The following is a 12,791-nucleotide window of genomic DNA, read 5'->3' on the forward strand; positions in this document are numbered from 1 at the left end:
ACGTGGCGTGATGCAGCAGCCCGTCGGTTTTTGCGGCTACCGCAGCCCCCGACGACCGTACCGCTGCTTCGAACCGGGCCAACCGGCCGGGCCACGTAGACGACCTCCCCGTAGTTCCGTCGCCGCCGTTTTCCTGCGGCGCGTCCTGCTGTTTGATATGTGTGGAATCGCGCCGATCCCGGCGTGTCTGGTGCCTGCGGCGCCGTGGCGAAGGCCCGGCAGAACCGGCACCGCGACTGGTCCGTTGCAATCCTATTGTCCATTAGATGACTTCCGAACTCGCGCTCGACGCGAACCCGCCAACCCGGCCGCCCGCCCCCCAGCAGCAGGAAATGCCGCTGGCCGTGGTGCATGGGCAACCGGTCCTGCAGATTCCGCAGGACCTGTACATCCCGCCGGATGCGCTGGAAGTCATCCTGGATGCCTTTGAAGGTCCGCTGGACCTGCTGCTGTATCTGATCCGCCGGCAGAACCTGGACGTGCTGGACATCCCCGTGGCCGAGATCACCCGGCAGTACGTGGAATACATCACCGTGATGCGCGAGCTGCGTTTCGAGCTGGCCGCCGAGTACCTGGTGATGGCCGCCATCCTGGCCGAGGTGAAGTCGCGCATGCTGCTGCCGCGCCCGGTCAGCGAGGAAGGCGACGAGGCCGACCCGCGTGCCGAGCTGGTGCGCCGGCTGCAGGAGTACGAACGTTTCAAGCAGGCTGCCGAGGATATCGACGCCCTGCCCCGCCAGGACCGCGACACCACGGTGGCGCATGCCTTCATGCCCGAGCGGGCGACGGTGAAGCTGCCGCCGCCGGTGGACCTGAAGGAGATGCTGCTGGCCCTGCACGACGTGCTCAAGCGCGCCGAGCTGTTCAGCGGCCACGCCATCAAGCGCGAGGCACTGAGCGTGCGGCAGCGCATGGGCGAAGTGCTCGGCCGGCTTGAAGACGGCAGGTTCTACCGCTTTGAAGGGCTGTTCACCGCCGAAGAAGGCAAGCTGGGCGTGCTGGTCACGTTCCTGGCCGTGCTGGAACTGGCCAAGGAGCAGCTGCTGGACCTGGTCCAGGAAGAACCGCTGGCGCCGATCTACGTGAAGTCCCTGGCCGCCGGCAACACCAACGCCCCGCTGCAGTTCAGCAGCGAGTTCGACGACAACGACGCCGCCAATGAAAACGAGTGAGCGCTGACTGCCGATGGACCAGACGCTGATCAACCGCATTGTCGAAGGTGCCCTGCTGGCCTCCAGCCAGCCGCTCACCCTGGCCCAGCTGAAAGACCTGTTCCCGGAAGAGGAACCGGCACCGCCGGGCAGCATCGAACGTGCGCTGGAGCGCCTGCGCGAGGGCTGCGAAGGCCGCGGCGTGGAGCTGGTCGAGGTCGCCTCCGGCTTCCGCTACCAGGTGACCGGCGAAGTGCACGGCTGGATCAGCCGGTTGTGGACCGAACGCAAGACCCGCTACACCCGCGCCACCCTGGAAACCCTGGCGCTGATCGCCTACCGGCAGCCGATCACCCGTGGCGAGATCGAGCAGGTGCGCGGCGTGGCGGTCAGCAGCAACATCATCCAGGCACTGGAAGAGCGCGAGTGGATCCGCGTGGTCGGCCACCGCGACGTGCCCGGCAAGCCGGCGCTGTTTGGCACTACCAAGGGCTTCCTGGACTATTTCGGCCTGAAGCGCCTGGACGAACTGCCGCCGCTGTCGGAACTGAAAGACCTGGGCGAGCTGGAACCGCAGCTGGCGCTGGACCGTGATGGTCCCGCCGTTGCTGGTGCCGCCGGCCCGGACATCAGCGCCGACCCCGATGCGGCCGGCAAGGATCACGCCGGCCTGCAGGGCGGCGATGGCAACACCGAGAATTCCGTCGACGCGGCAGCTGCTGCGCCGGCCACCGATGAGCAAGCACCTTCGCCCCACGATGATGGGCACCCCGATTCCGCGCCGGGCGAGCGCGCGGTGCCAGTGAACGAACGCGAAGACAACGCCGTCGCGACGACGACCGTGGCTGTTGACCAAGCCGATTCCGAACCAGAGGCCGACCTCCAAACCGTCGGCCGGAGCAAAACTGATGAGTGACACCCCCCGTAACAAGCTCTCGCTGAAGCGCGAAGCCACCTCCGAACAGTTCAAGCTGGAAGAGCGCCTGCACAAGGTGCTGGCCCAGGCCGGCCTCGGCTCGCGCCGCGCGCTGGAACAGCGCATCGCCGAAGGCCTGGTCAAGGTCAACGGCGAAGTCGCGCAGACCGGCATGTCGGTCAAGAGCGGCGACAAGATCGAGCTGGATGGCCGTGGCTTCGTCGCCACCGCCCTGGCCGAGCCGTCGCGGGTGCTGGTCTACAACAAGCCGGAAGGCGAAGTGACCACCCGCGAAGATCCCGAAGGCCGCCCGACCGTGTTCGAATCCCTGCCGCCGCTGAAGGGCGCGCGCTGGATCGCCATCGGCCGCCTGGACATCAACACCACCGGCCTGCTGCTGGCCACCACCGACGGTGAACTGGCCAACGCCATGATGCACCCGTCGTTCGAGGTCGAGCGCGAGTACGTGGTGCGCGTGCGTGCCCCGGAAGGCGAAGAGAAGGTCTCCGACGCCATCGTCGACCGCCTCGCCCGTGGCGTGGCACTGGAAGACGGCCCGGCCAAGTTCGACGAGATCGAACGCATCGGCGGCACCGATTCGCACGACTGGTTCCGCGTCGTGGTGAAGGAAGGCCGCAACCGCGAAGTGCGCCGCCTGTGGGAATCGCAGGGTTGCCAGGTCAGCCGCCTGAAGCGCACCCGCTACGGCAAGGTCAGCCTGCCGCGCGAACTGGTGCGTGGCCATTCGGTCGAACTGCCCACCGCCCAGGTCGAAGCCCTGCGCGCGCAGCTGAAGCTGGAAGAAGGCGCGCCGTCGGCACTGACCCTGCAGCCGGTGATCGGCCAGCGTCGCGCTGCCAAGACCACCGTGCGCGTGCGCGAAGGCGGTCGTGGCAATGCCTACGTCAACGGCCACAGCACCGCCGATGAAGGTCGCGAACTGCGTCGCTTCGACAATGTGCGCGAAGACCGCGGCCGTGGTCGCGGCGGCAAGGGTGGCGGCTTCAAGGGCGGCCTGACCGTCAGCGGCGAAGCAGCCGCCAAGCAGTCGCAGAAGCCGTTCAAGCAGCGTGCGCCGAAGAATGACCGTTCGCTGCCGGAAGGCAACCCGGCCGCGTTCCGTACCTGGTACGTGCCGGACGGTGTCAGCACCGGCCCGAGCGGCCACCGCAACGCCGGTCCGGGCGCGCGTGGCCCGGGTGCCCGTGGTCCGGGCGCTGGCGCGGGTGGCCAGGGCCGTCCGTACGGCAAGCCGAAGGGTCCGGGTGCCGGTGCAGGTGGCGGCCAGGGTCGCGGCGGCTTCGGCGGTGAAGGCCGTGGTGGCGCCGGTGGTGGCCAGGGTCGTCCGGCCGGTGCGGGCAACCGCTCGCAGGGCCAGGGCAACAAGCACCCCTACGGCCATCCGGGCAACGCCCCGAGCTTCCCGTCCGATCATGCCAATCCGGGCTTCAGCCCGTACGGCAGCACGCGTCCGGCAGGCAACGGTCGTCCGGGCGGCAATCGCGGTCCGGGCGGCAACCGTGGCCCGGGTGGTCCCGGTGGCAACCGTGGTCCCGGCGGCCCGGGTGGCAACCGTGGCCCGGGCGGCCCCGGCGGCAACCGTGGTCCGGGCGGCCCGCGCCGCAGCGGCCCGCGCGGCGGTTGATTACTGACGGTGCCTGTAGAAGTATCCCGGCAAAGTCCGTAATCCTTGCTATCTAGGGAAAAAACGCCGCGATCCTAACAGGATCGCGGCGTTTTGCTTTGTTGACGCCAACTCAACGAAGCGCATCCAGCGGACTCCGTAGTAGGCCAAGTCCTGGCAGGTTAAGGCCAGGCGGCTGATGCCGAGAAGCTCAGGCGAGCCGCGTTGGACCCTTGAGAATCGCTGTGTTCCCTGGCCTGTGATGGCGCCAGCCCGCAGTATTCAGCCCGGCATCATGGATCCACGTAGCCGGGCCTCCTATCGCTGCATTCCCTCTCCGCATTCTGCGCAGATTCCGGCATGGATTGACGCCATCAGACTCGTCATTGCAATTTTGTAATGCTTGCGCCGGTGATGGTAGAAATAGGGATGGCCGCACTGGCGAATCCTGGCACCGTTGCCACAGTGGCCGAGATTGGCGCAGGAGCGACCGGAGTCACGGGTACAGGTGGCGCGGTAGCCGGAAAGATCACGGGATACACGAAGCATGGCTTGAATCAGGCGATCTCCCGCGATGGGGGGAGGGGAGTCTCTGCAAAGGCAATACTTTCGGCGGTGAGAGAGCCCGTGAAGGTTGCCGAACAGGCCGGAGGCAAGACTGCGTATACCGGAAATAATGCAAAAGTAGTACTAAACAGCGAAGGGAAGGTCATAACAGTCATTCCAAGGAACAACGAGGGGTTGAGAAACCCAAAGGTGAAATGAGATGAAAGGCCCCACCTCATCCCGCCTGCATCCGCTCTTGGCGGAGATAGCAACAAAGCACGGCTTTCGGCTGCCTGAAGATGGCTTCAAATATCTTGAAGAGCAAGACTGTGAATCGCTGATCGATGCATTGCTGCAAGAGCTTTCCGAGACTGGCCTGGACTCTGACGATGAGCCCAATCAACGGGGCATGGAGATCGAGGCGATCATCGATCTCGTACGGTCCACTGCAGAACAACCTCGCGCGTCCGTGGATCACAAGTCCACTGAGTGGAAACAATGAATAAGGTGAAAAGGGGACAGAGGGAGTTAAACCGCGCACAAGGCATCGAACACAATGTTCGACACGGTGGCCACGCTGCCCGGCCGCACCGCAGTACCCTAGCGTGGATGTTGGCGCAGCAGTAGATCGCGCATCTTGCGGACTGACACCCGAGGCCCACCTTGCCCGGCGTGCCTTCGCTGCGGTGCAACGCGATTAGGAATTGTCCGAAAACGGGCGGTTCGTGCCGCAGTTCAACTCAGTGACGTTTTCACCCATCTAAGGTAAGGCCTCCCCCCACCCGAGGCACCGTTGATGGCCTGGCACACGAGCACTTCCGTCCTGACGGTCGTCGACCCCAGCAACAGCTGGTGGACGGCGATCTACGAGCCCGGTGCCAAAGCACCGGTCTGCGGCATCTACCGCTGCAAGGGCTGCAAGTGCGAGATCACCCGCAACCAGGGCGAGGCATTCCCACCGCCATCGCACCACCCGCACCTGCCGGGGCAAAGCCGCATCTGCTGGATACTGAACGTGCGTACCAACGCCCCGGTCGGCTGATACAGAAAAAGGGACGGAGGGGATCAAGTCGTTTGTGCCTCAAACGACTTGATCCCCTCCGTCCCCCTTTTTTGTGGTCAACGGCGGCTGATGGTGAAGGCGGTGCCGTCCACGCCCAGGTCCCAACCCTTGCCGGTGCCGGACAGGGCCAGCGAGACGTCGCCCTTGGTCATCACCTGGGCGTTGCTGGATTTCACCGCGCCTGCGTGGGCGCCCACCGAGGCATAGGTGCCCAGCAGTTCGTCGATGCCCACCGCGCCGGTGAAGCTGCCGCGGCCGTTGGTGATCTTCGACTTGCCCACGGTCAGGCCGCCGCCCTTGAGCTGGATGCGTACCGGCATGGTCGCACCGTTGCTGCACTGGAGGGTGCCGTTGCCCGAGGCGGTCTTGTAGATCAGCGACCAGCCGGACAGGGTGTAGCGCAGCTGGCAGTCGAGGTTGCCACCTGCGTGTGCCGCCGGGGCCAGGGAGGCTGCGGCCAGCGCCAGCAGCAGGACTAGGGGCTTGTTCATCGGCAGGACTTCCACTTCAGGTCGGACTGGCCGCGAATCTAGCAGCGCGCGCGTGCACGGTGGATGCAGGCGCGCGAGGCGGTGTGGCAAGCGTTCAGCCGCCACACCGAGGCCGTTCTCAGGCCCGTTCGTCCAGGTGGAACGCGTCGGCGTCGAGCATCGCCGGGAAGCGCGCGCGGTGCGCGGCCAAGGCCTCGGCCGAGATGGTGGTGGTGACCACCTGCTCGCGTTCGCGGATCTCCACCTGCGGCTGGCCGAGGAAGTCGATCACCGCGCTGTCGCCGGCGTAGTGCAGCTGGTTGCCGTCCGCGCCGATGCGGTTGACCGCCGCCACGAAGCACAGGTTCTCGATCGCCCGCGCGCGCAGCAGGGTCTTCCACGCGTAGGCACGCGCCGACGGCCAGTTGGCCACGAAGATCTGCAGGTCGAAATCCATCTGCCCTGCCCGCTCCACGTTGTAACGGTTGCGGCAGAAGACCGGGAAACGCAGGTCGTAGCAGACCTGCGGATTGATCCGCCAGCCCTTCCATTCCACGCTCAGGCGGTCGCGACCAGCGGCGTAGCGCTCGTGCTCGCCGCCGTAACGGAACAGGTGGCGCTTGTCGTAGTACTGCAGCGCGCCGTCCGGCGTGGCGAACAGCAGGCGGTTGTAGACCCCCTCGCCGTCGCGCAGCTGCACGCTGCCGATCACCGCGGCGTTCAAGGCCTTGGCCTGCTCGCGTACCCAGGCGACGGTCGGGCCATCCATGCCTTCGGCCTGGGCGATGGCCTCGTTGGAGAAGCCGCTGGTGAAGGTCTCCGGCAGGATCACCAGGTCGGTGCTGCCGGCCAGCGCCGCCATCAGCGCGCCGTAGTAGTCACGGTTGCCCGCCGGGTCGTGCCAGCGGGTGTCGCCCTGGGCGAGGGAAATGCGCAGGTCCTGCATGGTCGTCACGTCCTCAGAGCAGGCGCAGGCGTTCGATCGCCGCGTCCAGGGTCGCTTCGTTCTTGGCGAAGCACAGGCGCACCAGGCGCTGGCCGACCGGCGCGGTTTCGTAGAACGGCGACAGCGGGATGGCAGTGACGCCCTTCTCGATGGTCAGCCACTTCACGAATTCATGGTCGGGCAGATCGCTGATGGCCGAGTAGTCGACCAGCTGGAAATAGCCACCCGGTACCGGCAGCGGCTTCAGGCGCGTGCTGGCCAGCTGCTCGCGGAAACGATCGCGCTTGGCCTGGTAGAACGCACCCAGCTCCAGGTGGTGCTCCGGTTCGTCGCGGATCATCGCGGCGAAACCATACTGCGCCGGGCCGAAGCTGGTGAAGGTGTTGTACTGGTGCACCTTGCGGAATTCAGCGGTCAGCAGCGGCGGCGCCACTGCGTAGCCGATCTTCCAGCCGGTGCAGTGGTAGGTCTTGCCGAAGCTCGAGATGACGAAAGTGCGCTCGCGCAGTTCCGGGTAGCGCAGCGCCGATTCGTGGCGGCGGCCGTCGTAGATGATGTGTTCGTACACCTCATCGGAAATCAGGTAGATCTGCGTGCCACGCAGCAGGTCGGCCAACGCCTGCATGTCGGCCTCGTCCAGCATCGCACCGGACGGGTTGTGCGGGGTGTTGACCATCAGCATGCGGGTGCGCGGGGTGATCGCCGCACGCACGCGGTCCCAGTCCACGGCAAAGGTCTGCGGGTCCAGCGGCACGTGCACGGCGATGGCGCCGGCCAGCTCGATGGCCGGTTCATAGCAGTCGTAGGCCGGGTCCAGCACGATTACTTCCTCGCCGGCACGCACCACGGCGTGGATGGCGTTGAAGATCGCCTCGGTGGCACCGCTGGTGACGGTGATCTCGGTGTCCGGGTCGATGGTGGCGTCGTACAGGTCCAGCGACTTCTGCGCGATGGCCTGGCGCAGCGGGGCCACGCCGGTCATCGGCGGGTACTGGTTGAGGCCGGCGGCCATCGCCTTGGTGGTTTCGTCGATCAGGCGCTGAGGCGCGGAGAAATCCGGGAAACCCTGGCCCAGGTTGACCGCGCCGTGTTCGGCGGCGAGCTGGGACATCACGGTGAAGATCGTGGTACCGACCTTGGGCAGCTTGGTGGTGGGTTGCATCGGCCTGGGGCATGGGGAGACAAGGACTGAAAGTGTACGAAATCCACGCCCTGCCCGTGGACTGAACCGGTAGCGCCGGGTCATACCCGGCGGCTCTTTGCATGTTCCCTGCGGCCGCCGGGCATGGCCCGGCGCTACCAGGGCAGGTTTCATCGCTACAATTGCCGTCGCACTCCGGCACGAAGACCCCTGCCCCTTGAACACCCCAGCATTGCTGGCCGCCAGCGGCCTGAGCTTCTCCCGCAATGACGAACCCGTGTTCGGCCCGCTGGACTTCCACGTGGATGCCGGCGAGGCCCTGCTGGTGCAGGGCGGCAATGGTGCCGGCAAGACCACCCTGCTGCGCGTGCTGGCCGGCCTGGCCCGCCCCGGCGCCGGCAAGGTGCGCATCGACGGCAAGCAGGCCAGCAACACCGAACGCGCCCGCTATGTCGCCTACCTCAGCCACCTGCCCGCGCTGAAGCCGGACCTGGACACGCTGGAGAACCTGCACTTTCTCTGCGGCCTGCACGGCCGCCGGGCCAAGCAGATGCCCGGCAGCGCGCTGGCCATCGTCGGCCTGGCTGGTTATGAAGACACGCTGGTGCGGCACCTGTCGGCCGGGCAGAAAAGGCGCCTGGCGCTGGCCCGCATCTGGCTGTCGCCGGCACCGCTGTGGCTGCTCGACGAACCCTACGCCAACCTCGATCTGGATGGCATCAACCTGGTCAACCGGATGATTTCGGCCCACCTGCGCGGCGGCGGTGCCGCCCTGGTCACCACCCACGGCGCCTATGCCGCACCGCCGGTCCGCACGCGCCTGCTGGAACTGCGCGCGCCCGGGCAACCTCCCGCCACCACGCAGGGAGCTGCGGCATGATCGCCCCGGGTACCGAACCGGGCCTGTGGCAGACCGCCCGCGCCCTGCTTTCGCGCGACCTGCGCCTGCTGTGGCGCCGTCGTGGCGATGCGCTGCAGCCGGTGCTGTTCGCCCTGCTGGTGGTGGTGCTGTTCGCCCTGGCACAGGGCCGCGACCCGCAGCCACTGGCCGCCACTGCCGGTGCGGTGCTGTGGCTGGCGGTGCTGCTGGCCGGGCAGCTGGCGCTGGATTCGCTGTTCCGTTCCGATGCAGAGGATGGATCGCTGGAACAATGGCTGCTGGCACCCGTGCCGCTGGCTTGGCTGGTGCTGGTGCGCGTGCTGCTGCATTGGGCCACCACCGCGCTGCCGCTGATCGTGGTCAGCCCGCTGCTGGCGGAAATGCTGCATCTGCCACATGACCAACTACCGATGTTGCTGGCATCGTTGCTGCTGGGAACGCCGGTGCTGAGCCTGATCGGCGGCGTGGTCGCCGCGCTGACCGTAGGCATCCGGCGCTCTGGTATTCTCGTAGCGTTGCTGTCGTTGCCGCTGTACGTACCGGTGCTGGTGTTTGGTGCGGGCAGCCTGGCGGCGGCCAGTCGCGGGCAGGATCCGGTGGGTGCGCTGCTGATGCTGGGCGCAGGACTGGTGGTCGCGTTGCTGCTGGCACCGCTGGCGACGGCTGCGGCCATCCGTATTTCCCTGAGTTGAACGGGCAGAGAGCCAATCCACCCTTGCTGGATAGCCGTCACGCATGAATCCGATCGTCCGCTGGTTCCATCAACTCGGTTCGCCGCCCACGTTCGATCGTTTCGCTGCCCGCTGGTCGCGTGTGTTCTACATCGCCGCGCTGCCAGTGCTGCTGGTGGGCCTGTGGCAGGCGCTGCTGGTGGTGCCGCCGGAGGCACGCCAGCTGGACAGCTTCCGCATCCTCTACATCCACGTGCCCAGTGCCTGGATGAGCCTGTTCGTGTTCGCGCTGATGGCGCTGTATGCCGCCATCGCGCTGATCTGGCGCATCAAGATCTGCGAGATCCTGGCGATGGCCTGCGCGCCGATGGGCGCCGGCTTCACCCTCATCACCCTGCTCACCGGCAGCATCTGGGGCAAGGGCACCTGGGGCACCTGGTGGGACTGGGACCCGCGCATGACCAGCGAACTGGTCCTGCTGTTCCTCTACCTGGGCGTCATCGGCCTGTACCACGCCATTGAGGACCGCCGCAGCGCCGCGCGCGCGGCCGGCCTGCTGGCGATCGTCGGCGTGAGCCTGCTGCCGGTCATCCGCTATTCGGTGGACTGGTGGGGCGGCCTGCACCAGCGCCAGTCGATCAGCGTCTTCGGTGACTCGGCCATCAGCAGCGCGATGATCGCGCCGCTGTGGTGGATGGTGATCGGCACCAAATTCTGGTTCGCCGGCTCTGCGCTGGCCAAGGCACGCGCCGACAACCTCGACCGCGAGGCCGGCAAGGCCTGGGTCGGCCAGCGCGTGGAGGAGACCCGGCGATGACCCACCTGCCCTTCGTGATCGGCGCCTATGCGGTGTTCGTGCTGGTTTTGCTGGCCGATGCCATCGGCTCGTGGCTGCGCCTGCGCGCCGCCCGCCGCCAGGCGCAGTCGCGCCAGCAGCGGCAGCAGGCGCGGCAGACCGCCCAGCAGGCCGCGCCGACCCTGTCGGCGGAGCTGGAACGATGACCCCGGTACAACGCCGCCGCCTGGCCTGGGTGCTGCTGGCCCTGCTCGCCTCCGGCCTGGCCACCGCACTGGTGGCGATGGCACTGGAACGCAACATCGCCTACCTCTACACCCCGTCCGAAGTGCTGCGTGGCGACGTCGATGCGCAGACCCGCTTCCGTCTTGGCGGCATGGTGGTGAAGGGCTCGTTCAACCGCCCGGTCGGTTCGCTCGATGCGCGTTTCGAGGTCACCGACGGCGACGCCCAGCTGGCCGTGCTCACCTCGCGCATCCTGCCGGACATGTTTGCCGAGGGCACCGCCGTGGTCGCCAGCGGGCGCCTGCAGGACGGCGTGTTCGTGGCCGATGAAGTGCTGGCCAAGCACGATGAGAAGTACGTGCCGAAGGAAGTGGCCGACAAGATGGGCGATGCCCATCGCAGGCACGACGTGCCGGTACCGGCCACCGAGGTGCGCTGAGTGCTGCCAGAGCTGGGACAGATCCTGCTGCTGTGTGCGTTGCTGGCGTCGTTGCTGCAGGCCGGCCTGCCGCTGGTGGGCGCGCAGCGCGGCAATGCGGCGTGGATGGCAGTGGCCCGCCCGGCCGCCTTCGCCCAGCTGCTGCTGGTGGCCGGCGCGTTCGCGGTGCTGACCGCCGCCTTCGTGCAGCAGGACTTCTCGGTGCGCTACGTGGCCGAGAACTCCAATTCGCTGTTGCCGATGATCTACCGCTGTTCGGCGGTCTGGGGCGCGCACGAAGGCTCGCTGCTGATGTGGGCGCTGGTGCTGGCACTGTGGACCGGTGCCGTAGCGTTGTTCTCGCGGCACCTGCCGGCCACGGTGCAGGCGCGCGTGCTGGCGGTGATGGGCGTGGTCAGCGTCGGCTTCCTCGCCTTCCTCATCTTTACCTCCAACCCGTTCCTGCGCCTGAACCCGGCACCGCTGGAGGGCCGCGACCTCAACCCGCTGCTGCAGGACCCGGGGCTGATCATCCACCCGCCGATGCTGTACCTGGGCTACGTGGGCTTTGCGGTGCCGTTCGCCTTCGCCGTGGCCGCCCTGCTGGAAGGCCGCGTGGATGCGCGCTGGCTGCGCTGGACGCGGCCGTGGACCAACGTGGCCTGGGGCTTCCTGACCCTGGGCATCGCGCTGGGCAGCTGGTGGGCGTACTACGAGCTGGGCTGGGGCGGCTGGTGGTTCTGGGACCCGGTGGAAAATGCCAGCTTCATGCCATGGCTGGTCGGCGCCGCGCTGATCCACTCGCAGGCCGTCACTGAAAAGCGCGGCACTTTCGGCAGCTGGACCCTGCTGCTGGCCATCGCCGCCTTCGCGCTGTCCCTGCTTGGCACCTTCCTGGTGCGCTCGGGCGTTCTGACCAGCGTGCACTCGTTCGCCGCCGATCCCTCGCGCGGCCTGTTCATCCTCGTCTTCCTCTCGCTGCTGGTCGGCGGCAGCCTGTTGCTGTACGTGCTGCGAGCCAGCGGCCTCAGCGTGGACGCTGGTGATCCGCGCCGCGGCTTCACCGCCACCTCGCGCGAAACCCTGCTGCTGGCCAACAACCTGCTGCTGGCCACGGCCTGTGCGATGGTGCTGCTGGGCACGCTGTACCCGCTGCTGGCCGACGCGCTGTCGCTGGGCAAGATCTCGGTCGGCCCGCCATACTTCGGCAGCCTGTTCCTGCTGCTGATGGCACCGATGGTGCTGCTGCTGCCGTTCGGCCCGCTGGTGAAGTGGCAGCGCGACCAGCCATCGCGTGCATTCGCGCTGCTTGCCCCGTGGTTGGGGCTGGCCGTGCTGCTGGGGGCGCTGGCCTGGTGGCAGGCACCGCAGAACGGCTGGAAAGCCGGTCTCGGCGTGGCCGCCGCCGCCTGGGTCGGGCTGGGTACCGCGCGCTTCGTCTGGCAGCGCCTGCGCGGCAATGGCCGCTTCACGGCCGAGATGCTCGGCATGATCGTCGCCCACGCCGGCATCGCGGTCTTCCTGGCCGGCGCGCTGCTGGTGGAAGCGCTGAACGTGCAGCGCGAAGTCGCGCTGGCGCCGGGCCAGCAGGTGGTGGTCGGCCGCCATGAAGTGCGCTTCGAAGGCGTCGACCATCGCGAAGGGCCCAACTTCACCGCTGATCGTGGCCATCTGCGTGTATTCCGCGACGGCCGCGAGCTCGCCCTGCTGCACCCGGAAAAACGCCAGTACGCCAGCGGTGGCCAGGTGATGACCGAAGCCGGCATCGATGCACGCCTGAGCGGTGATGTCTACGTGGCATTGGGCGAGCCGCTGGGCAACAATGCATGGGCGGTACGGGTCCACATCAAGCCGTTCGTGCGCTGGATCTGGCTGGGCGCGCTGCTGATGGCCCTGGGCGGATTCATCACCGCCGCCGACCGCCGTTTCCGCCGTCCGTAGGAG

Annotated in this window: 15 protein-coding genes; 12 read left to right on the plus strand and 3 right to left on the minus strand. The window is 67.3% G+C overall.

Annotated elements, in window-relative coordinates:
• Positions 1-266: 266 nt before the first annotated feature.
• The 6 genes from FJU31_RS03415 (at position 267) to FJU31_RS03440 (ending at position 5,279) form a co-directional block, all read left to right on the plus strand.
• Positions 267-1,172: a segregation and condensation protein A gene (locus FJU31_RS03415; RefSeq protein WP_079222484.1), complete on the plus strand. Its 906-nt coding sequence runs from the start codon at positions 267-269 to the stop codon at positions 1,170-1,172.
• A 13-nt stretch (positions 1,173-1,185) separates the two neighbouring features.
• The gene (gene scpB / locus FJU31_RS03420) at positions 1,186-2,067 is read left to right on the plus strand and encodes an SMC-Scp complex subunit ScpB (RefSeq protein ID WP_150453492.1); all 882 of its coding nucleotides are present in this window, start codon (positions 1,186-1,188) and stop codon (positions 2,065-2,067) included.
• Positions 2,060-3,712 carry a pseudouridine synthase gene (locus FJU31_RS03425; protein ID WP_150453493.1) on the plus strand — a complete coding sequence of 551 codons (1,653 nt, stop codon included), beginning with the start codon at positions 2,060-2,062 and terminating at the stop codon, positions 3,710-3,712. Before scpB ends, FJU31_RS03425 begins: the two co-directional genes overlap by 8 nt.
• Before the next feature lie 378 nt (positions 3,713-4,090).
• The gene (locus FJU31_RS03430) at positions 4,091-4,456 is read left to right on the plus strand and encodes a hypothetical protein (RefSeq protein WP_188115441.1); all 366 of its coding nucleotides are present in this window, start codon (positions 4,091-4,093) and stop codon (positions 4,454-4,456) included.
• Between the two features lies 1 nt (position 4,457).
• On the plus strand, positions 4,458-4,739 hold the full coding sequence (locus tag FJU31_RS03435; protein ID WP_150453495.1) for a hypothetical protein: 282 nt from the start codon (positions 4,458-4,460) through the stop codon (positions 4,737-4,739).
• 294 nt (positions 4,740-5,033) lie between these two features.
• Positions 5,034-5,279 carry a protein L gene (locus FJU31_RS03440; protein ID WP_150453496.1) on the plus strand — a complete coding sequence of 82 codons (246 nt, stop codon included), beginning with the start codon at positions 5,034-5,036 and terminating at the stop codon, positions 5,277-5,279.
• A 77-nt stretch (positions 5,280-5,356) separates the two neighbouring features.
• Here the strand turns inward: FJU31_RS03440 and FJU31_RS03445 are convergent, their stop codons facing one another.
• The 3 genes from FJU31_RS03445 to FJU31_RS03455 all read right to left on the minus strand — a co-directional run bounded on the left by FJU31_RS03445 (position 5,357) and on the right by FJU31_RS03455 (position 7,878).
• On the minus strand, positions 5,357-5,791 hold the full coding sequence (locus FJU31_RS03445) for a hypothetical protein (RefSeq protein ID WP_150453497.1): 435 nt from the start codon (positions 5,789-5,791) through the stop codon (positions 5,357-5,359).
• A 118-nt stretch (positions 5,792-5,909) separates the two neighbouring features.
• Complete coding sequence (locus FJU31_RS03450) at positions 5,910-6,716, minus strand: amidohydrolase (protein WP_150453498.1); 807 nt, start codon at positions 6,714-6,716, stop codon at positions 5,910-5,912.
• A 13-nt stretch (positions 6,717-6,729) separates the two neighbouring features.
• Positions 6,730-7,878 (minus strand): pyridoxal phosphate-dependent aminotransferase, encoded by a 1,149-nt coding sequence (locus FJU31_RS03455; protein ID WP_150453499.1) that lies wholly within the window; start codon positions 7,876-7,878, stop codon positions 6,730-6,732.
• A 211-nt stretch (positions 7,879-8,089) separates the two neighbouring features.
• Here FJU31_RS03455 and ccmA point away from each other — a divergent pair, with 211 nt between their 5' ends.
• Genes ccmA through FJU31_RS03485 form a run of 6 tightly spaced genes read left to right on the plus strand, consistent with a single transcriptional unit; the run spans position 8,090 to position 12,788 of the window.
• Positions 8,090-8,737 (plus strand): heme ABC exporter ATP-binding protein CcmA, encoded by a 648-nt coding sequence (gene ccmA, locus FJU31_RS03460; RefSeq protein WP_425473623.1) that lies wholly within the window; start codon positions 8,090-8,092, stop codon positions 8,735-8,737.
• A complete protein-coding gene (gene ccmB / locus FJU31_RS03465; RefSeq protein WP_079222491.1) occupies positions 8,734-9,429 on the plus strand; it encodes a heme exporter protein CcmB in 696 nt (231 codons plus the stop codon). Before ccmA ends, ccmB begins: the two co-directional genes overlap by 4 nt.
• A gap of 43 nt (positions 9,430-9,472) precedes the next feature.
• Complete coding sequence (gene ccmC / locus FJU31_RS03470; protein WP_150453501.1) at positions 9,473-10,225, plus strand: heme ABC transporter permease CcmC; 753 nt, start codon at positions 9,473-9,475, stop codon at positions 10,223-10,225.
• On the plus strand, positions 10,222-10,410 hold the full coding sequence (ccmD, locus tag FJU31_RS03475; protein ID WP_108758223.1) for a heme exporter protein CcmD: 189 nt from the start codon (positions 10,222-10,224) through the stop codon (positions 10,408-10,410). The genes ccmC and ccmD overlap by 4 nt, the downstream gene beginning before the upstream one ends.
• A complete protein-coding gene (ccmE, locus tag FJU31_RS03480; RefSeq protein ID WP_150453502.1) occupies positions 10,407-10,868 on the plus strand; it encodes a cytochrome c maturation protein CcmE in 462 nt (153 codons plus the stop codon). Before ccmD ends, ccmE begins: the two co-directional genes overlap by 4 nt.
• A complete protein-coding gene (locus tag FJU31_RS03485; protein WP_150453503.1) occupies positions 10,869-12,788 on the plus strand; it encodes a heme lyase CcmF/NrfE family subunit in 1,920 nt (639 codons plus the stop codon).
• Positions 12,789-12,791: the final 3 nt, after the last annotated feature.

This window comes from Stenotrophomonas cyclobalanopsidis (genome assembly GCF_008710035.1).
GTDB classification, from domain to species: Bacteria; Pseudomonadota; Gammaproteobacteria; order Xanthomonadales; family Xanthomonadaceae; genus Stenotrophomonas; species Stenotrophomonas cyclobalanopsidis.